At 46.7% G+C, this 18,773-nt stretch carries 16 protein-coding genes; 4 read left to right on the plus strand and 12 right to left on the minus strand.

Annotation, left to right across the window (positions count from 1 at the left end):
* The first annotated feature begins 13 nt into the window (after window positions 1-13).
* From nusA to J699_RS06935, 3 genes are read left to right on the plus strand one after another with little or no spacing between them, the layout of a single operon-like run.
* Window positions 14-1,498, plus strand: coding sequence for a transcription termination factor NusA (gene nusA, locus J699_RS06945; RefSeq protein ID WP_004774096.1), 1,485 nt, complete (start codon window positions 14-16; stop codon window positions 1,496-1,498).
* Window positions 1,499-1,508: 10 nt separating this feature from the next.
* A complete protein-coding gene (infB, locus tag J699_RS06940; protein WP_005226452.1) occupies window positions 1,509-4,223 on the plus strand; it encodes a translation initiation factor IF-2 in 2,715 nt (904 codons plus the stop codon).
* Entirely contained in the window at window positions 4,223-4,624 is a 402-nt protein-coding gene (locus J699_RS06935; RefSeq protein ID WP_004774100.1) for a ribosome-binding factor A, read from the plus strand. Before infB ends, J699_RS06935 begins: the two co-directional genes overlap by 1 nt.
* A 58-nt stretch (window positions 4,625-4,682) precedes the next feature.
* Here the strand turns inward: J699_RS06935 and J699_RS06930 are convergent, their stop codons facing one another.
* From J699_RS06930 to hisIE, 9 genes are all read right to left on the minus strand, one after another.
* Complete coding sequence (locus J699_RS06930; RefSeq protein WP_005226454.1) at window positions 4,683-5,057, minus strand: Na+/H+ antiporter subunit G; 375 nt, start codon at window positions 5,055-5,057, stop codon at window positions 4,683-4,685.
* An 11-nt stretch (window positions 5,058-5,068) separates the two neighbouring features.
* On the minus strand, window positions 5,069-5,344 hold the full coding sequence (locus J699_RS06925) for a monovalent cation/H+ antiporter subunit F (protein WP_005226455.1): 276 nt from the start codon (window positions 5,342-5,344) through the stop codon (window positions 5,069-5,071).
* The gene (locus J699_RS06920) at window positions 5,341-5,871 is read right to left on the minus strand and encodes a Na+/H+ antiporter subunit E (RefSeq protein WP_005280861.1); all 531 of its coding nucleotides are present in this window, start codon (window positions 5,869-5,871) and stop codon (window positions 5,341-5,343) included. The genes J699_RS06925 and J699_RS06920 overlap by 4 nt, the downstream gene beginning before the upstream one ends.
* Window positions 5,871-7,682 (minus strand): monovalent cation/H+ antiporter subunit D, encoded by a 1,812-nt coding sequence (locus tag J699_RS06915; RefSeq protein ID WP_032882856.1) that lies wholly within the window; start codon window positions 7,680-7,682, stop codon window positions 5,871-5,873. The genes J699_RS06920 and J699_RS06915 overlap by 1 nt, the downstream gene beginning before the upstream one ends.
* Window positions 7,682-8,050: a Na+/H+ antiporter subunit C gene (locus tag J699_RS06910; protein WP_004774108.1), complete on the minus strand. Its 369-nt coding sequence runs from the start codon at window positions 8,048-8,050 to the stop codon at window positions 7,682-7,684. Before J699_RS06910 ends, J699_RS06915 begins: the two co-directional genes overlap by 1 nt.
* On the minus strand, window positions 8,043-10,895 hold the full coding sequence (locus tag J699_RS06905; RefSeq protein WP_032870583.1) for a monovalent cation/H+ antiporter subunit A: 2,853 nt from the start codon (window positions 10,893-10,895) through the stop codon (window positions 8,043-8,045). The genes J699_RS06910 and J699_RS06905 overlap by 8 nt, the downstream gene beginning before the upstream one ends.
* A 250-nt stretch (window positions 10,896-11,145) precedes the next feature.
* Window positions 11,146-12,528: an ATP-binding protein gene (locus J699_RS06900; protein ID WP_032870586.1), complete on the minus strand. Its 1,383-nt coding sequence runs from the start codon at window positions 12,526-12,528 to the stop codon at window positions 11,146-11,148.
* Window positions 12,529-12,552: 24 nt separating this feature from the next.
* Window positions 12,553-14,055, minus strand: coding sequence for a UvrD-helicase domain-containing protein (locus tag J699_RS06895; protein ID WP_005226465.1), 1,503 nt, complete (start codon window positions 14,053-14,055; stop codon window positions 12,553-12,555).
* Between the two features lie 9 nt (window positions 14,056-14,064).
* Window positions 14,065-14,832 (minus strand): bifunctional phosphoribosyl-AMP cyclohydrolase/phosphoribosyl-ATP diphosphatase HisIE, encoded by a 768-nt coding sequence (gene hisIE, locus J699_RS06890; protein ID WP_032870588.1) that lies wholly within the window; start codon window positions 14,830-14,832, stop codon window positions 14,065-14,067.
* A 215-nt stretch (window positions 14,833-15,047) separates the two neighbouring features.
* On the opposite strand from hisIE, the gene J699_RS0218765 reads away from it, so the two are divergent.
* Window positions 15,048-15,314 carry a hypothetical protein gene (locus J699_RS0218765; RefSeq protein WP_032870590.1) on the plus strand — a complete coding sequence of 89 codons (267 nt, stop codon included), beginning with the start codon at window positions 15,048-15,050 and terminating at the stop codon, window positions 15,312-15,314.
* A gap of 1 nt (window position 15,315) precedes the next feature.
* Here J699_RS0218765 and J699_RS06885 read toward each other — a convergent pair whose 3' ends face one another.
* The 3 genes from J699_RS06885 to J699_RS06875 all read right to left on the minus strand — a co-directional run bounded on the left by J699_RS06885 (window position 15,316) and on the right by J699_RS06875 (window position 18,771).
* Window positions 15,316-15,702, minus strand: coding sequence for a VOC family protein (locus tag J699_RS06885; RefSeq protein WP_032870593.1), 387 nt, complete (start codon window positions 15,700-15,702; stop codon window positions 15,316-15,318).
* A 12-nt stretch (window positions 15,703-15,714) separates the two neighbouring features.
* The gene (locus tag J699_RS06880) at window positions 15,715-17,031 is read right to left on the minus strand and encodes an FAD-dependent oxidoreductase (protein WP_032870595.1); all 1,317 of its coding nucleotides are present in this window, start codon (window positions 17,029-17,031) and stop codon (window positions 15,715-15,717) included.
* A 120-nt stretch (window positions 17,032-17,151) separates the two neighbouring features.
* The gene (locus J699_RS06875) at window positions 17,152-18,771 is read right to left on the minus strand and encodes an ABC1 kinase family protein (RefSeq protein WP_005226478.1); all 1,620 of its coding nucleotides are present in this window, start codon (window positions 18,769-18,771) and stop codon (window positions 17,152-17,154) included.
* Between the last annotated feature and the right edge of the window lie 2 nt (window positions 18,772-18,773).

Consider the following 18,773-nt stretch of genomic DNA (forward strand, 5'->3'; position numbering starts at 1 on the left):
CGGTAGGTGACTTATGGGCCGCGAAATTCTTACCGTTGCAGAAACGGTTAGTAATGAAAAAGGTGTTAGTCGTGAAGCGATCTTCCAAGCGTTAGAGCAAGCACTTGTTGCGGCAACGAAGAAAAAGTTTTACGAAGGCACACATTCTGAAGAAGCTCAACTCCGTGTTGAGATTGATCGTAAAACTGGTGATTACCGTACTTTCCGTCAATGGACGGTGGTTGCGGATGAAGATCATGAAATGCCAGCATGCCAGGACGCAATTTCTGATGTAGACCCTGCGAAATGGTCAATCGGTGATGTGCGTGAACTTGAAGTTGAATCAATCGAGTTTGGCCGTATTGCTGCGCAAATCGCTAAGCAAGTAATCGTACAGAAGATTCGTGAAGCAGAGCGCGCATTGGTTGCGGATGCATATGAATCGAAAGTCGGCGAGTTGATTTACGGTGAAGTGAAAAAGCAAACCAAAGATGGCTTTATCATTGATCTGGGTGACAACGCTGAAGCTTACTTGGCGCGTGAAGAAACCATTCATAAAGAAATTTTACGCCCTAAACAGCGTATCAATGCGATTTTGTACAACGTCAACCGTGAAGGCCGTGGTGCACAATTATTATTGTCTCGTGCACGTCCTGAAATGCTGATTGCCTTGATGAAGAAAGAAATTCCAGAAATTTCTGAAGAAATCATCGAAATTAAAGCAGCAGCGCGTCAACCGGGTGTTCGTGCTAAAATTGCAGTGAAAACCAATGACCATCGTATTGACCCTGTAGGTGCATGTATTGGTATGCGTGGTACACGTATCCAGGCGGTACAGCAAGAGTTGAACGGTGAGCGTATTGATGTGGTGGTGTGGTCTGATGATCCGGCACAATATATCGCCAGTGCGTTAGAGCCAGCTGATGTATCAGGTATTGTCCTTGATGAAGATGCACGTAGTGCGGACATCATCTTCGCAACCAATGATCAGTTAGCACGTGCCATTGGTTCGCAAGGGCAAAATGTTCGTTTAGCATCGGAATTGACGGGTTATAAACTCGACATGATGTTAGAAGAAGAGTATCGTGCTCGTCAGCAAAATGAAGCACAGCAATATTTAGACATGTTTATTACACGTCTTGATATTGAAGAAGACCTGGCAATGGCATTGGTTGAAATGGGCTTCACTTCATTAGAAGAGATTGCTTACGTTCCGGCTGAAACATTTGATGAAATCGAGCTTGAAGCTGATTTGGTTGAATTGCTACAGAGTCGTGCGAAAGAAGCTGCTTTGACGGATGCATTGAAACAGCAAGAAAATATTCAAGAGCCAAGTGCAGAACTTCTCGGTATGGAAGGTATGACAACCGAGATTGCATATGCATTGGCGGCGCGTGGTGTGGTTACTGTTGATGATTTGGCAGACCAGGCAACTGACGATATTTCTGATATCGAAGGTTTAGGTCATGACAAAGCGGGTCAATTAATCATGAAAGCACGTGAATCATGGTTTAACTAGGAGATAATAGATGACGGACAAGTCGATTCAAGAGTTAGCACTCAGCGTAGAACGTCCTGTAGAGAAACTCCTGGAACAGGTTCGCGAAGCAGGCTTACCACAGCGTAAAGCAGATGACATTATTACCACTGAACAGCAAGATACTTTGGTCAATCACTTGAAAAAAGTACATGGTCAGGAAAGTGGTAACACAGGAAAGATTGCGTTGAAACGTAAAACAACGAGTACTGCTAAAGTTACCAGTACTTCTGGTAAAGCAAAAAGCATTAATGTTGAAGTTCGCAAGAAACAGGTTTTTGCCAAGCCAAATCCAGAGTTACTTGCAGCTGAAGCAAAAGCGCGTGTAGAAGCAGATGCGAAAGTCCGTGCTGAACAAAAAGTACGTGATGAAGCAGATCAAAAAGCTCGTCATAGCGCTGAACAAAAAGCCAATGCAACATTAGAAGCCATGCGTGCAGCGCATACTTCTGATAGTTCAGGTCAAAACACTGCGAAAGCAGCGGTTGTGGTGAAAAAGCGTAATAGCGACAAGGTGATTAAAGCGCCAGTGGTTCGCCCGACTGAAACACCAGAACAGAAAAAAGCACGTGAAGAGCAAACTGCTCAGTTGAAAGCAACTGAAGAAGCAGTACGTCGTAAAGCTGCTGAAGAAGCACAGCAACGTACGCTTGAGCAAATGCGTCAGATGGCATCAAAATATTCAAATGATGATGCCACTGCAACCATTCGTGTAATTGATGATTCACCTTTAGCTGCCGGTCTTGTTGGTCAGGCCTATGAAGATTCCTTCAACAAGGAAGACCGTGAAATCAAACGCGGTGGCGCGACTGCAAATACACGTGGTGGTAAGAAAGGCGGTCGTGGTGGCGATGCTCAGTCTGAGCAAAGCTTCAGCAAGAGCCATCACAAGCGCGGTTTGAAAACCAGCCAAGCCAACAAGCATGGTTTTGAAAAGCCTGTGAAGAAACAGGTTTATGATGTCGAGATCGGTGAGAAAATCATTGTTGCTGATCTTGCACAGAAAATGGCTGTTAAAGTTCGTGAAGTCATCAAGACCCTTATGAAAATGGGCGAGCTTGTGACTCAGAACCAGGCGATTGATCAAGATACTGCGGTACTTGTGGTTGAAGAATTGGGTCACAACCCAGTATTAGTTTCTGATACACAAGCAGAAGATAACTTACTGGTTGCAGCTGAAGAAGCACGTGGTGAGCAAACCACTCGTCCTCCAGTGGTGACGATCATGGGTCACGTTGACCATGGTAAAACCTCATTACTGGATCGTATCCGTCGCTCTAAAGTGGCAGCGGGCGAAGCGGGGGGTATTACTCAGCACATTGGTGCTTACCATGTTGAAACTGAGAAAGGCATTATTACTTTCCTAGATACACCGGGACACGCAGCGTTTACTTCTATGCGTGCACGTGGTGCGAAAGCAACTGATATCGTGGTCCTTGTTGTTGCTGCTGATGATGGTGTCATGCCACAAACAGCTGAAGCGATTGACCATGCGCGTGCTGCGGGTACGCCAATCATTGTTGCAATCAACAAAATGGATAAAGAATCAGCTGATCCAGATCGCGTATTAAACGAATTGACCACCAAAGGTATCGTACCTGAAGAGTGGGGCGGTGATGTTCCAATCGCGAAAGTATCTGCACATTCTGGTGAAGGTATCGATGGTTTACTTGACCTGATCCTGATCCAATCTGAATTGATGGAGCTTAAAGCTTCTGCTGAAGGCGCGGCACAAGGTGTTGTAATTGAAGCACGTGTTGATAAAGGCCGTGGTGCAGTCACCTCGATTCTGGTACAAAACGGTACATTGAACATTGGTGACCTGGTATTGGCCGGTTCATCGTATGGTCGTGTACGTGCCATGTCAGACGAAAATGGTCAACGTATCACGTCTGCAGGTCCATCAATTCCTGTAGAAATCTTAGGTTTACCAGAAGCGCCAATGGCGGGTGATGAAGTTCTTGTGGTCAATGACGAGAAGAAAGCACGTGAAGTTGCTGATGCTCGTGCAGACCGTGAACGTCAAAAACGTCTTGAGCGTGCAAGCTCGATGCGTCTTGAAAACATCATGGCGTCAATGGGCAAGAAAGATGTTCCAACCGTTAACGTGGTACTCAAAACTGACGTACGCGGTACTTTGGAAGCATTGCATGTTGCACTTGATGAGCTTGCAACTGATGAAGTGAAAGTCCGTGTAATCGGTTCTGGCGTAGGTGCAATCACCGAATCAGACGTTACTTTGGCTGAATCTTCAGAAGCAGTATTGTTAGGCTTCAACGTACGTGCCGACAATACAGCACGTCAAAAAGCTGACCAAGATGGTATCGATATTCGTTACTACAGCATCATCTATCAATTGATTGATGATGTGAAAGCTGCAATGAGCGGTAAGCTTGCACCTGAACATCGTGAGACAATCTTGGGTGTTGCTGAAGTGCGTGAAGTGTTCCACTCAAGTAAGTTTGGTGCAGCAGCAGGCTGTATGGTTCTTGAGGGTGTGTTACACCGTAACAAGCCAATTCGCGTATTACGTGATGACGTGGTTGTGTTCCAGGGCGAGCTTGAATCTCTTCGTCGCTATAAAGAAGTGGTTGAAGAAGTTCGTGCTGGTATGGAATGTGGTCTTGCAGTCAAAGGCTATAAAGACATCAAGGCACAAGACAAGATCGAAGTGTATGATGTTCAATTGATTAAACGGAGTCTTTAATGGCGGGTAGCCAACGCTTAAAGCGCATGGCGGATTCGGTACAACGTGAGTTGTCCGAGCTGATCCGTCAGGAGCTTAAAGATCCACGTCTGGGTGGTCTGGTGACCATCTCAGCCGTGAAAGTCAGTGCAGATATGGGATATGCTGAAGTATATGTCACTGTAATGGGCCGTGAACTGGGCGATGACCAAAGTGAAGCTGCAAATAAAGAAACCTTGGATGTCTTGAATAAAGCATCGGGTTTCCTGCGTCATGAGTTGAGTCGTCGTATCAAGACACGGATTACGCCAAGATTGCGTTTCCATTACGACAAGACCAATGCCTATGGTAACTATATGTTTGGTCTGATTGCTGAAGCGGTTAAAGATCTGCCTGAACAAGAGCAAGATGAACAGAAGTAAATAGATATAAAAAAAGCCACCTTCGGGTGGCTTTTTTTATGCTCAGAATAAAAAGGACTTAATCTTTCTTCAATGGATGGCGACGGTAGCGTTGCCAAGGAAGCGGACGATTTAAGGCTTCTGGTACCTCACCACTGGTTGAGCGTAAGCGTAAGTGGATGGCTGCCTGAGCCATCAAATTGGCGGATACGGGTGCAGTGATAAAGGCAAACAGGGTAATCAAAAGCTCGGCAAAACCAAAACGGCCTTGTGTTGCCCAGAAAATCATTGCCGCAATCAGGAAGCTACCAAGCCCTAAGGTACTAGATTTAGTCGGTGCATGGAGACGCATAAACAAGTCTGGCAGGCGGATCATGCCGATCGAACCGACCAGCATAAAGAAGGCGCCAAACACCACGAAGAATGAAATAATAATCTCAATAATCAGTTGCATGATAACGCTCCTTAATCAATCACGTGACCAGTAGTGAAATAGCGGGCGAGGGCAGCGGTCGAAACAAAGCCCAGCATTGCCACCAGAAGCGCACCTTCAAATAGATTGGTGCTTACCCAATAAATGCCCAACACGACGATTAAACAGGTGGCATTCAGGAACAGGGTATCCAGGGCCAGCAGTCGATCAATGACCGAAGGACCTGCAATCAGACGGATCAGGCACATAAACATCGAGATGGTAATTGCAATTAAGCCAATACCCAATGCATAAGGGAGAATAGTCATTTGGTTGCTCCTTCTGCTGCAATCTTCACGTCAAAGATTTCGATTAAAGGCATTTCATAACGCTTTTTAATGTCCTGAATATCAAGCTCGGCATTATCGGTACTGAGCGCATGCACCAGAATATCGCCACGCTCCTGATCAATACCAGCGGAAACCGTACCGGGCGTGGTAGTAATGATCATGGCCAGCAAGGTGTTGACCTGCTCGTGTTCGGTTTCCAGAGGAACGCGATACCATTTCGGATGCAGTTGATCCATAGGGCCAAGTACCATTTTAGCAACGCGGAAATTAGAGATCACGATATCCCAAAGCACCACAAAAAACAGTTTAATGGCAGGCATCCACTGAATATGTGGAGTTCTGTCAATAAAGGGACTGACCAGACGCGCAATCCCGATAGCCAGAATCACCGCAATTAAAAGATCGGTTACATCCAAACTGTGAGCCAGCATCAGCCAGCTCACAAAAATCAGCACAGACACAAAGGGATGCGGAAACCAACGGTCAAGCAAAGATAATTTTTGCATCAGTGTTCCTCCATTGGTTTTAACTGCGTGCTATTCGGAATGGTCGGTGCTTCCAAAACCTGCCCAGCGATTTGACGCTGCTTGTATTCAGAAATATGCTCACCTTGCAGGGTTGGCTTGGAAATAATATCCGGAATCAACAGGGCATTATGATCTTCGACTTCACCACCATATTTGGTTTCAGGTAAATAACTCGGATCATAAGGCTGGACACTGATCGGACGACCCTGCGCATCATTTTTCAGGATGGTCTGGTTATACAGGGCATGGTTCTGGATTTGCTGTGCCGTGGCTGTGGTATAGCTTTGGATAGGCGCAGCAAAGACCACATAGGCCATCAAGCTGGCCAGTAGAATATAGATGGCCTTGTCATTGCGTTTGGGTGCAACTTCAGGCAAAGCCTGATATTCAGCATAAGCAGCTTCTTTCTGGTCTTGTTCCGGTGGTGTTGCACGCCAGAACAGAATAAAACCCACTCGTGTCAGCGCGATAATGCTGAGCAAGCTGACGATCAGGATCACTGCAATGATCCAGCCTTGATATGGCGTTTCCGCAGTGGCTTGTAAAATAAAAACTTTACCGAGGAAACCACTGAACGGTGGTAAACCTGCCAGCATTAATGCAATGATGAAAAAGCTAAAGGCGGCGGCTTTTTCCTGCTTGATTTTAGGTGCAACTTTCAGATGGTCCTTGAAAGCTCCCCGTTGTGAGGTGATCCAGCCACAGAACAGATAGAATGCTGCCCCGATCAAGGTACTGTGTACCAGATAATACAGTGCCGCTGCCCATGCTTCAGTATTGAACATGGCAATCGCGATCAGCAGGGTACCGATTGACGATAACACCATAAAGCCGACAAAACGACGTAAGCGTTCTGCGCCAATTGCACCGACCCCCCCATACAATGAAGTAATCAAGCCAATAATCAGCAGGCAGTTCTTGAGAATACTCTGGGCCATGACATCATCAAACACGGTCCCGTTGACCCGTAAGATCGCATATATACCGACTTTGGTCATGATAGTGAACAGTGCAGCAACAGGGGTGCTGGCAACCGCATAGGTTTTTGGCAACCAGAAGCCGACAGGCAGCATGGCAGCTTTAATACCAAAGACCACAAACAGTAAAAAACCGCCTGCAATTGCAAGTTTATGCTGATCACCATCCAGAGTCGGAACCAGACGCCCGACATCGGCCATATTCAGGCTACCCACACTGCCATAGATCATGCCTAAGCCGATTAGGAACAGGGCAGAGGCGAGCAGGTTAATGGTGACGTAGTGAATTCCCAGTTGAAACCGTGGACGGCCCTGACCATGTAACAGCAGCACATAAGACGCCATCAACAGGATTTCAAAGAATACGAATAAGTTAAACAAGTCGCCAGTGAGGAAAGCGCCCGCGATTCCCATCAGCAGGAAATGCACCATGGTATGGAAATAGCGTCCACGCGTGTCCCAGTTATCACTTGCAAACCAGATCACCGGTACCGCAAGCACATAAGTTAGCACCAGCATAAAGGCAGAAAGTTGGTCCAGTACCAGTACAATGCCAAAAGGTGCAGACCATTCGCTGAGTTGATATACCGTGATCTGTCCTGTGCTGGCCATCCCCAGATAGCTCACCGCGGTGATGAGCCCCAGAATTGCTGAGCCCAGACTGATGCCGCGACGCCAGGGCTGGCGCCAATCTTGTTTTAACGAGCCTGAACCCGGGTTGCCGAGTAAGATCAATATAAAACTGGTAAAAGCCGGAATTAAGATACTGATAATCGGAGCATGAGCGTGCCAGAAATTATAAAAATCAAACATTATGGCTCATCCTCACGTGGGTCATAAGTCAAGGTGGGTTCTTCTTTGGAGTCGACATGATCAGTACCTGATTCATAGCGGCTACGTAAGGCAAGTTGCACAATAAATGCTGTGGTTGCAAAGCCAATGACAATGGCGGTCAAGACCAGTGCCTGCGGCAATGGATCAGTGACTTTAGTGGCTTGGGTCAAGACAGCAGGGGCATTGATTTGCAAGCGCCCCATTGCGAACAGGAACAGGTTGACTGCATAACCGATCATGGCAAGGCCAAGCACAACAGGAAAGGTTCTGGCACGCAGAATCAAATAAATACCTGTTGCGGTCAGTAAACCAATCCCTGAAGCGAGTAAAAATTCAATACTAACCATTTTCTTTATCTCCACTTGGGATTGGGCCTGACATACTGGAGTGACGTGAGTCCCCCAAGACCGAGATCAATAACATGGTGGCCCCTACAACGGTAATATAAACCCCTGTATCAAAGGCAACTGCAGATGCAAGATGCATTTTTCCGAGTAACGGTGCTTCTACATAAATATGCGCACTGGTCAGGAATGGACGTGCCCAGAACCAGGCTGCAATACCGGTTAAACCTGCAATGGTTAAGCCTGAACCAATCCATAACTCATACAGACGGCCTGATTTGGCTTTGATCATCTGTTCGGTCTGGTCCTGTCCCAGCACGATGTATTGGATCACCAAGGCCATTGAAGTAATCAAGCCCGCGATGAAGCCCCCACCCGGCAGATTGTGACCGCGCATGAAAATATACACACTGACGACAAGCGCCAGTGGCAAGATCCATGACGCGGTAATACGTAGCATCAGTGGCGAAGGGTTGAAGCGATAAGTCAGACCTTGGGTCATGGTAGTGCCATGCGCACGCATGCCATCCATCAAGCACAGCGCACCGATGGCCGCGATACCCAACACCGTGATTTCACCGAAGGTATCGAAGCCACGGAAATCTACCAGAATCACGTTCACCACATTGGATCCACCGCCAAGTGGAATCGCCTGTTGCATGAAGAACCACGAAATTGAATTGTGGTCACGGGTCAGTAACAGCCATGTAATCCAGCCAATACCCAAACCACCTACAATGGCCAGTGTTGCATCTCTCCAGCGGCGTGAACGACTCGATTCGTATGGTGTTAGTTGTGGCAGTAATGACAAGCTCATGAGCAGTAAAACCGTCGTAACAACGTCTACCGTAATTTGGGTTAATGCCAGGTCAGGTGCAGACAGGGTCACGAACACCATGGTCACCACTAAACCAACCGCACCACTGATCAGTACTGCCTTGATTCGTTCATGATGGAACCACAGCATCATCCAGCAACCAGAGAACAACGTGAGCCATAACACGATCGCCACCCATGGCGCATGGGTCAGTTCTCGTGTCCCTGTGGTCAGCCCCTGATTCAACAGCGGTAGTGCCACCATGACAATACTAAACAGGACAATCCAGAGCAGATAGCTTTGCAGAGAACCATTTTCGGTGGTCTGCTTCATGCGGCGACTGCTGAGCAGTAAATGTTTCAGGAACAGATCGAACAGGACTCGGCCCTGAAATTTACCCAGATGCGGATCAAGATCAATCTTGCGAATGCGTCCGTCTTTGGCCAGTGCGAAATAGAACAATGCTCCGCCAATCAAGGCAATCACACTCATTAGCAACGGTGCATTCACTCCATGCCAGATCGCCAGATGCGCACCTTCAAATTCAGGTTGAGCCAGACTGGCACGCGTCACGCTATTCACTAGGGTTCCTGCAAGCAGGGCAGGGAGGATGCCGACCAAGATACACAAAGTCGCAAGGATGATTGCAGGTAAGCGCATGCCTAATGGTGGTTCATGCGCATCTTTATTTGGAACCTGTTTACCCAGCGGGCCATCAAAGAACACACCGTGAACCAGTCGAATCGAATAACTCACTGCAAAAATACCGGCTAAGGTCGCAATAATCGCCGAGATCACCATGACTGGACCAGATAGATTCGCCAGTAACTCGGTAAAGAACATCTCTTTGGAGATGAAACCATTGGTGAGGGGCACGCCTGCCATAGATGCCGCCGTGATCATGGTCAAGGTTGCAGTGAATGGAAGTAGTTGCCAGACACCGCTAAGCTTACGCAAGTCACGGGTACCGGTTTCATGGTCGATAATCCCTGCAATCATGAACAATGCCGCTTTAAAAGTGGCATGGTTGATGATATGGAATACTGCCGCTGCAACAGCAAGCGGTGAACCGATACCGAGCAGGCAGACAATCAAACCTAAATGGCTGATAGTTGAATAGGCCAGAAGTCCTTTCAGGTCTTCTTTGAAAATCGCAAAACCTGCGGCCATACACAAGGTGAATAAACCGACAAAGGTCACGATGTTGTGGTATAGCGCAGCACCGATAAAAATAGGCGCTAAACGGGCCAGCAGGAAAATCCCTGCCTTGACCATCGTTGCCGAATGCAGATAAGCCGAAACAGGCGTAGGTGCCGCCATGGCATTGGGTAACCAGAAGTGAAACGGGAACTGCGCACTTTTGGTGAAAGCCCCAAGTAAAATTAACAGTAAGGTCGGAACAAAAAGCTCATGTTGCTGAATGGTATCTTTCATCAGCACCAGTTGGTCGATCTGATAAGTTCCGGTGATCTGACCCAGTAAGACAAAGCCCCCCAGCATTGCCAAACCACCCATTCCTGTAATGGTAAGTGCCATACGGGCACCACGCTGGGCCGCGTCATACTGACTCCAGTAGCCGACCAGCAGGAAAGAGGAAATACTGGTTAACTCCCAAAACACCAGTAACAGGATCAGGTTGTTGGAGAGCGAAATCCCCAGCATGGCTGCCATAAACAGCATTAATAATTGATAGAGTTTACTGAGCGAGTTTTTCGGGCTGAGATAATAATAGGCATAAATATAAATGAGTGTGCCGATACCGCTAATCAGCAGACCAAACAATAAACCTAATGCATCCAGGCGAAAACTAAGATTGATCCCAAGCTGCGGAAGCCAGTCCCAGCTTTGTTGCAGGGTATTGCCCTGAAGAACCGTTTCTGCCTGAGTAAGAAGTAAAATAAAACAGCTAAGGCTGATGCCAATCGCCCCAAGTGCCGTCACGCCCCGTGAAATACGTTGCAATTGTGAGACAAGGGTGGTGCCGAGTATGAGCGGTAATAGGATAATAATCGGTAGCACACTGGTATCCATGTCGATGATTTAGGTCGAGACCTAAGGGTGAATTTTTTTCAAGACTTACAGGCACTCAAAGAGAATACCAAAAACTTTAAATCTTGAAGCCCAATCAAGTTAACGGAGGCAGCAAGTTGTATTGCACAACTTGAAAATAAAAAATGAGATTTATTTTACTATAAAACATCAATAAAAATCTGATGTTATTACATGAAAATAACAACACTTTTTGTTTTAAAGCACAGCCTTTTCCAGTGTGGGCAATCGATTAAAGCGGGCTCTCCTGCGGGGTGTCATCGATCTTGAGCAAGTGAATTAAATCGCTCTTTTCCTGTTCATTCAGAGCCTGAATCTGATGAAATAACTCATCGACTCTGTTCGATAAAGGATCAGCCTGCAGGACATTTTGCTGTTCGATTGAACTCATCTCTTGTGTTTGTGCCAGCTCTTGATACAGGTCGGAAAGCTGCTGTTGAGAGGCTTCCAGATCAATTTCATAAATGCCTTTCTGATCCAGTTTCAGGCATTGATATTGCGCTGCATGCTCAAGTAAGGCATCACGGTTGCCTGTGCTGATAATTTGCAGGCGAGGGAATGCCTGATGTAGGCGGGCCAGAATTTCAGCACACATTTGCTGGTCGAGCTGGTGATCAATCTGGTCAATCAGCAAAATGCCTTCACCTTCCAGACAGGGATTAAAACAATGCTGATTCAATAAACACAATCGTCGGCTAATATCGCCCACCAGTGCAATCCATGCTTTCATGGAAGCAGACAGCAGTTGGAAGGGCAAGGTCTGTTCCTGATAGCGCACCATTAGCTGCAGTTTAGGAACGTATTGAATGTAAATATCATTCAGTTCGGGAAAAACGGTTTGCAGACTGCTTTTCAAGGCATACAAATTCGGTGCAGACAGCTGTTTGGGATGATTGAGCAGTTCCTGCTGCAATTCTTGCAAAATTTCTGACTGGTTTTGCTGATTAAAATCATTGCCCATTAAACGCCGGACTATGTGAGCCGAATGCGCATTCTCTACATCACTGATTTCACGTAACCATTCAAAAAAACGCGCAAAAGTGGTGTAAGGAATTGCTGTCAGATCATAGGCAGCAATTTCCTGCAAAGTCCCCGGTGTATTTTTACTTTGTAAATTAATATCTTGTACAAAGCGTTCAGCCGGATAGTAGGCAATCAGTGGTAAGCCGAGGAGCGGGTCCTGCTGATTGGTTTTCTGATACAGCGTAACCAGCTGGTCGAGTTGCTGGGTTTCCACCTGACTGATGCCAACACCTTGGGCATTAAAGGTTTTATACAACTTCCACATGCAGGTCTGGGTATCGGCGGTCTGGGCGGTGCTACTTTCCGGTAAGGCTGCATTCAGCTCACTGCTCATGCGCACATGCATCTGGATTTTGGCTTGAAGTCTATTTAACAGGATATCCTGATCGGCAATTACCACCCCTGCAGTACGTATATCTTTATAACGTGCAGAAAACCAGGTCAGGCTTTGGTAGATATTTTTTAAAATGGTGCTTTTACCGGTGGCCTGATCACCCAAAATCAGGGTGATGGGCTGCTGTTCAGGATAGAAATCGAGTTTCAGATCCCGAAACATGCCGATATGTTTAAAAAGAACCGATTCAAGTTGCATAAGCTGACCTCAATCATGAGCGCTTTAACCTGCGGACTGACGAAGACTTGCGGGCGCTCGCTGTTTTAATTGTTGTATTAAGTCGTATAAATGATGAATATTTAAACTTACTTTAGCACGCGTGCAGGCCACGTAAAGTAGTCTTAACTCTTCATCTGTAATTTTATGTTCCATTCCATTTATTTTAAACTGGTAGTCATCTTCGATATGAACACGGTTCCACTCCAGTCCTTTGGCTTTATGGGCCGTCGAGATGACATAATCTGCCTGCTCAATCGGCGTGATTTTTGCCAGTGCCCTTTTTAGTGGATCGGTACCATGATCGTCAACCAGTTTGACTAAAGGCTTGATATCACTGCCATCATTGGTTTCACAATACTCATGCACATCATGCCATGAGTTAAACCAGGCCAGTTCAGGCACGTCGGTGATGCGTTTACCTTGTTTCAGCAAACTGGCAGCATCGACAAAGCGGCTGAGTTTTTGATGATCGGCTTGCAGGCTGACTTTATCTCCATGCACTAGACCCGAAAGCAGTAACTCCATGGCACGGGCATTGGTCCGGCACAGGATCGCATCCCGCATTTTGGTGTGTGGCTTGTTGACGACACTCGATTTAACATTGGGATTGCCGAGTAAGGGCACGGTTTCATTCAATGCGCCCAGCAAGCTATTGGCCACATCGGCAATCGCGTCACCAAAACGGAAAGAAGTAGTGAGACGACTTTCCGGTAAGGGCATTTGCTGCATGGCATTGATTGCTCCACGCCATGCATAGATTTGCTGATGGGCATCACCGACATAAATCACCTGAGTACTTTTTTGACGGAGCAAAATGCCCAGCATCAATGGATCTGCATCCTGTGCTTCATCAAACAGTACATAGTCTGCAGGAATATTCGGTTCCGATAAGGCCCATAGTTTCAGGTAAATATCATGCCCAATGCCCGCCTGATGATTGGGATCAATCGATTCCAGCCAGCGACGTTCTACCGCAGGGTAGAGGTGTTGCTGTAAAGCTTCAATGTCATCCAGATGTAACCAGCTCGGTGCCTGAATATGACGTGGGGCCGGGTATTGGGAACTGGTCGAACAAAAATAGCTGACCGCATTGGCCACCAGACTGGCCAGACGGCTGGGCATCAGGACATATTTTTCATAACGTCCGCCCATCAGGCGACGTAATGTAATGGGCTCCAGACGATATTCTTTGGCAATAAAACTCGGGCTGAGACGGGGTAGACGTAACTTGTCGGTGACTCCACGTGGAACACTGCGAAATGCCAGTGAGTGGAAGGTGCGGCAGTTTACGTTGCCATGAAATTTATTCTGTGCTTCTGAAGCAATCGCCTTGTTAAAGGCCAGATACATACCACGCCGTTCAGGCATGGCATCACTGATCATTTGCAAAGTGGTGGTTTTACCTGTGCCAGCATACGCAATCACTTTAAAAGACTGGCCTAAACGGGCATTGTCTATGGCAATCGCTTGCTCATAGGTGGCTTTTGGTTTTTCTATATTTGACACAGGCTCTATTTACGCTTCTTGACTACGATTCGCTTTTTCAACTAAACCAGACAAACCTTGGCGACGTGCCAGCTCATCCAGTACCACTTGCGGATCAAGGTCGAAATAACCCAGCATCACAATACTGTGGAACCAGAGATCGGCGACTTCATAAACCAGATCGTGTTTATTTTCCAGTGAGGCAAGCACGGCATAATCTTTGGCAGCGATAATGCTTTCGACACTTTCCTCACCGACTTTTTCTAAAATTTTATTGATGCCTTTTTTGTACAGGCTAGCCACATAAGAGTTGTCGGCTTTGGCGTGCTTACGCTCCTGCATGAGGCGGCCGAGATAAGCAAGCACATCCACCTGTTCATTTTGCACCTGATCATGCGCTTCAACTTTTGCCGATGCGCCATAAATCGCCGTCGGGTCTTTGAGTTGGGCATCTACGATTTCCCAGCCTTGTGGAGTGAGTTTGCGATAGAAGCACGATTCACGGCCGGTGTGACAGGCAATGCCACCATGCTGTTCAATTTGTAGAATGATGACATCGGCATCGCAATCGAGACGAATTTCATGCACGGTTTGAAAGTGCCCGGATTCTTCGCCTTTGTGCCAGAGTTTTTGACGTGAACGCGAGTAATACACCGCCTGATTTTTTTCAGCAGTCAGTTGTAATGCCTCACGATTCATCCACGCAACCATTAACACTCGACCTGTTTGATGATGTTGTGCAATGGCAGGAACAAGACCATTGGAATCAAATTTAACTTCATCTAACCAGTTTGACATGAGTGAAAATCCATTGGGTGGAAAGCAGCTAGTGTAGCGTTTGTGGCTGGGGGTGGCTATGCTTGCGGGGGAAAAAATAAGTTAAGTAATTTTTGTATTAGATTAATAGAAAGAAGTTTATAACGTTATAAATAGTAGTTAACTCATTTATTTAAATTAAATACTTTTTCAACTTGTATGAATAGGATGTGAATTAAATTTAGAGGTATTTAGCATTGAAGAATAATGAAAATTTAGCTTGTCGAGTGTGTGGACTTATCCAATCTGAAGCCCCATGGGGAGAGGACGGGAGTACACCTAACTTTATTATTTGTGCTTGCTGTGGCACAGAGTTTGGTTATGAGGATTGCACAAAAGAATCAGTAAAAGTTCAGCGTACAAAATGGCTAAATTCAGGTGCAAATTGGTGGGAACTAAAGAATAAGCCGAATCATTGGGATATTAATGCACAATTGCAAAATATCCCAATAGATTATCAATAACCTAAAATTGTTGATCGTTCGATATTTCAATCAGATTCTGATCTGGATCACGGAAATAAATCGAAAGGATTTTTCCCTTTGCCCCTGTTCTTTGCACAGGACCTTCAATGATTTCAATGTGCTGGGCCTGAAGATGTGCAATCACTTCATTGAGTGGCGTTTCCGCAATAAAACATAAATCGGCTGAACCTGACGTTGGGTGAAGTGCTTTAGGCTCAAACGCTTTGCCTGCTTGATGCAGGTTAATTTTTTGATGACCAAATTGTAGCGCCTTGCGGTTGTCACCGAAAACAATAACTTCAAAACTCAGGGCTGATTGATAGAACTTACACGTTGTCTCAATATCGGCAACGGTCAGAACCAGATGGTCTAAATGACTAATTTTCATATTTCACTGTGCTCATTCATATTCAAGGACAGATGCATTGGTATTTTTCAATGCATGGTTTGATCCAGCATAATGTGCAACTTGCTGATAATCCAGTTGTTGAAACAGTCCTGTTTTTAGGCCTGAAATGGTGATGGCCATTTCTTTACGAAAATAGGGGATTTGATACAGCCAAGGGAAAGTCAGGTCGCGTATGCCACCTGCCCACCAATGATCGGATTGATACAATGGCGTTAATAATCGGCTGAGAAACTGATAGAACCGGGTCGAAGAACGACGATGTTGATGGTAGTGTTGCCAGAGCATGGGCCAGTCAGTTTGCTGATGAGGGGTTGCAGCCTGTAAGGATTGAGAAAATGTCCATGCATCCAGTAAAGCCATATTGGCACCTTGTCCCAGTTGTGGACTCATGGCATGGGCAGCGTCACCGATCACGCCGATTCGCCCTTGTCCAAATTGTGACATCACCACATCCCGGTATTGAGCGGATAGCCATTGGGGTGGTTGCTGCTGATTTGCCAAAAGCTGTTTGAGCCAGTCTCCAACCTCAGGCCAACGATTGCCGACTTGCTTTAACCATTGCTGTTTCGCCGACTTGTCTTTGAGAAAAGCGCCCAGTTGCGCGGTCGGCAGACTCCAGAACACACTGGACAATCGTTGTTGTGGAGCAGACGGGATGGCACCTGTGGGCAGCACGCCCATCATGATTTGGGAACGGTCATAGAATTGATGCAAAATTTCAGGATTTAAGTTTGGGCATTCTGGCACGATGCTCCACGCCGCACCCCACGGATATGCCTGATCCACTTGAACCCATGCTTTGGGGCGTAACTGGCTACGGGCACCATTGGCAATCAGGACGGCATCAAAATGTTCATCAAATTTTTGTTGCTGATGCGTACCGAATAGCCGAACTGCATGGGTACTTTCCTGAATCGACTCGATTGAATGACTCATCCGCCAAGTGACATGACTAGAGTATTCAGCCAGCTTTTGGGTGAGGACGTGACATAAAGTTGCGCGATGAATGCCGAGTCCATACAGATTGTTGCCCGCTTGATGATAATGACTATTTACCAACAGTCGTTTATCTGCAAGCTGGCCTTCTAAGCCAGTCACTCTGGCACCTAATTGAAGTGCATGCTCCAGTACCCCTAAATGCTCAAAGACGGCTAAACCTGCGGGTTGTAAAAGTAAGCCTGCACCAACTGGCGAAAGCGTCTCAACTTGCTCGAATAGGGTGACGTGATGGCCTTCGCGTGCCAGCAGAATGGCGCTTGCCAAGCCAGCTGTGCCTGCACCAATAATAGCAAAATGAGGTAATTTCATTATTTATTCTTTTCAGACTGTTATCAGATCATTTCATCATGATCTTAACTGATCCCGGTCAGTTTGAAAAATGAATCCTGAGGCATAAAAAATCCCTTGTCTAAGCAAGGGATCTGAACCTTATTTCATGATGCGCCACAGGGCAATCAGACTACTCAGCACAATCAGAACAATGGAAATAAACCACGGTGTAATAATCGCAATCGTCAGTAAAATCAGCATGCTGCTGCCAAACATCCAGCTACGTCTTTGCTGATGCTGCATTTGCAAACGCATTTGCTGGATTTCACGCAGTTGTTTGTCATGCCACGCCGACTGATTTTTTAAACCATTCAGACTGTCGATCAGCAGGCTTGGAATATCTTGTGCGCCCAATAGCAGATCTGGAATTTGCTGGCCCAGTTCTTTCATGTTCTTGACCGGATTCATATTGGCCTTGACCCATTCGGTTAGAATCGGTTTGGCCAGTTTCCAGATATCCAGTTGCGGGTAAAGATCTGTTCCCAGACCTTCAACATGCACCAGTGTCTTGAGCAAGAGCATGAGTTGCGGTGGAATTTCCAGATGGAAACGACGTGCAATATCCATGACCTGAATCAGAATCCCGGCGAAATCCAGCTGGTCCATCGGCTTTGAAACCATTGGCCCGACCGTACGGCGCATTTCACGCGATAAGGCATCCTGATCGGTGCCTGGCGGAATCCAGCCGGCCTGATGCACGATCTGGATCAGTTGCATAAAGTTGCTGTTCATCACGGCCAGCAACATACGTGCAACAGTCATCTGGTCATGCTTGGACAGCTCACCCATGATGGCACAGTCCAGCGCAATAAAGCGTGGATTGCTTGGGTTAATGGTCTCGACAAAGACATTGCCCGGATGCATATCCGCATGGAAGAAGTTGTCGCGGAACACCTGGGTGAAGAAAATGGTCAGGCCTTTTTCTGCCAGATCGGCGCGATCCATGCCTAAACGGTCAAAGGTCGCGATGTCCGAGATCGGCACGCCGGTAATCCGTTCCGCTACCATCACATCTTTACTGTCCATATAGACTTCAGGCACGTACATCATGCTTGAACCGGTAAAGTAGTGACGCATACGACGGGTATTGTCGGCTTCCAGGCTCAGGTCCAGTTCATTTAAAATAATCTGGCGATAATCTTGAATGATTTCAGACAAATGTAAGGCACGGGCTGCTTCCAGACGGTTTTCCAGCCAGTCGCCTAACCAGGCCAGAATTTCAAAATCTTGCAGAATCTGACTGCGAATATCCGGGCGCGTAACTTTCACTACCACTTCGCGACCATCATGCAACGCCGCTGTATGCACCTGTGCAATCGAAGCGGCAGCAAGCGGCTGTTCATCAAAGCGGGAGAACAGGGTGGTGACATCCGCTTTTAGTGATTCCTGAATTCGCTGTTTTGCCAGTTGCGTGTCATAGGGCTTAACCTGATCTTGTAATAACACCAACTGCGATAAGACTTCTGGTGGAATCAGGTCGCGGCGTGTGGACAACAGCTGTCCCAGCTTAATCGCCAGCGGCCCCATGTCTTCAAGTGCTTCTTTCAGTTTAAGCGGATTCTTTTTCTCACGACTCGACCAGGCCGCAGGATGCATCTTAATGATATTTAAGGCATGACGTGCTTTAACCGGTAATTCTTCCGCAGGGAACAGGGTATCAAGGCGATAGTGTGCTGCGATACGCCAGAGTTCATGTAACCGTTTAACATGCGGAATCATAT

This window comes from Acinetobacter sp. 1000160, from assembly GCF_000588715.1.
In the GTDB taxonomy this organism is placed as follows: domain Bacteria; phylum Pseudomonadota; class Gammaproteobacteria; order Pseudomonadales; family Moraxellaceae; genus Acinetobacter; species Acinetobacter courvalinii.

Excerpts from the sequence above, each read along its gene's own strand:
- nusA (WP_004774096.1), top strand. The coding sequence starts at position 14 with ATGGGCCGCGAAATTCTTACCGTTGCAGAAACGGTTAGTAATGAAAAA.
- infB (WP_005226452.1), top strand. The coding sequence starts at position 1,509 with ATGACGGACAAGTCGATTCAAGAGTTAGCACTCAGCGTAGAACGTCCT.
- J699_RS06935 (WP_004774100.1), top strand. The coding sequence starts at position 4,223 with ATGGCGGGTAGCCAACGCTTAAAGCGCATGGCGGATTCGGTACAACGT.
- J699_RS06930 (WP_005226454.1), bottom strand. The coding sequence starts at position 5,057 with ATGCAACTGATTATTGAGATTATTATTTCATTCTTCGTGGTGTTTGGC.
- J699_RS06925 (WP_005226455.1), bottom strand. The coding sequence starts at position 5,344 with ATGACTATTCTCCCTTATGCATTGGGTATTGGCTTAATTGCAATTACC.
- J699_RS06920 (WP_005280861.1), bottom strand. The coding sequence starts at position 5,871 with ATGCAAAAATTATCTTTGCTTGACCGTTGGTTTCCGCATCCCTTTGTG.
- J699_RS06915 (WP_032882856.1), bottom strand. The coding sequence starts at position 7,682 with ATGTTTGATTTTTATAATTTCTGGCACGCTCATGCTCCGATTATCAGT.
- J699_RS06910 (WP_004774108.1), bottom strand. The coding sequence starts at position 8,050 with ATGGTTAGTATTGAATTTTTACTCGCTTCAGGGATTGGTTTACTGACC.
- J699_RS06905 (WP_032870583.1), bottom strand. The coding sequence starts at position 10,895 with ATGGATACCAGTGTGCTACCGATTATTATCCTATTACCGCTCATACTC.
- J699_RS06900 (WP_032870586.1), bottom strand. The coding sequence starts at position 12,528 with ATGCAACTTGAATCGGTTCTTTTTAAACATATCGGCATGTTTCGGGAT.
- hisIE (WP_032870588.1), bottom strand. The coding sequence starts at position 14,832 with ATGTCAAACTGGTTAGATGAAGTTAAATTTGATTCCAATGGTCTTGTT.
- J699_RS06885 (WP_032870593.1), bottom strand. The coding sequence starts at position 15,702 with ATGAAAATTAGTCATTTAGACCATCTGGTTCTGACCGTTGCCGATATT.
- J699_RS06880 (WP_032870595.1), bottom strand. The coding sequence starts at position 17,031 with ATGAAATTACCTCATTTTGCTATTATTGGTGCAGGCACAGCTGGCTTG.
- J699_RS06875 (WP_005226478.1), bottom strand. The coding sequence starts at position 18,771 with ATGATTCCGCATGTTAAACGGTTACATGAACTCTGGCGTATCGCAGCA.